Below are 788 nucleotides of genomic sequence, written 5' to 3'. Positions count from 1 at the left end.
TGGCGGCGCGGGCGGCAAGGGGCCGGCGACGTTCGTGCGCTATCGCAAGAGCCAGTGCCGAGGCATGCAGAACGCGCTGGGCGTCATCACCAAAGTGCACGAGGAATGGGCGGGCCGCTTCGGGCGCAGCTACGCGCCGCTCGTCGAGGAGTACCGCCTCGACGATGCCGAGTTCGCGATCATGACGCTCGGCAGCATGACGGGCGCGGCCAAGGACGCCGTGGATGAAGCGCGCGAAGCGGGCCGCAAGGTCGGCCTCATCAAGATCAAGACCTTCAGCCCGTTCCCGGTCGAGGCGTTGATGCGCGCCCTGTCGAAGGTGCGCGCGCTCGGTGTCGTCGACCGCTCGGTGGGCTTTCGCTGGAACTGCGGGCCGATGTACCAGGAAGTGCTCGGCGTGCTGTACCGCCTCGCGGGGGAATCGGGCACGGTGCTGCCGGCGATGAGCTTCATCGGGGGCTTGGCGGGCGCGGACATCACGATTGGCCACTTTCACCGCGTCATCGACGCCACCGAGCGGCTGCTCGACGGGCCGGCGCCCAACGAGCCGGTGTGGCTCAACGAGAATGACTGAGGGCGGCAGAACCATGGAACCAGCAATGGAACACACCCAATACCTCGTCGTCGGCAGCAGCCACGCGGCGCTCGAGGCGATCAGCGCGATCCGCATGCATGACGCGACCGGCACCCTGACGGTGGTGACGCGCGACGCCCACCTGCCGTATTCGCCGACCGTGCTGCCGTACGTCGTGTCCGGAAAATCCGCGCCCGAGCGCGTGTTCCTCAGG

General features: G+C 68.1%; 2 pseudogenes. Both read left to right on the top strand.

From position 1 onward, the window contains the following. Positions 1–574, top strand: a pseudogene (locus GO606_RS00705) (phenylglyoxylate dehydrogenase); the annotation flags it as partial. Between the two features lie 25 nt (positions 575–599). After that, a pseudogene (locus GO606_RS00700) lies at positions 600–788 on the top strand (FAD/NAD(P)-binding oxidoreductase); the annotation flags it as partial.

The organism is Aromatoleum anaerobium (assembly GCF_012910705.2).
Taxonomy (GTDB): domain Bacteria; phylum Pseudomonadota; class Gammaproteobacteria; order Burkholderiales; family Rhodocyclaceae; genus Aromatoleum; species Aromatoleum anaerobium.
Note: the sequence above shows the minus strand (reverse complement) of the source record. Positions and strands in the feature narration are given on the sequence as shown.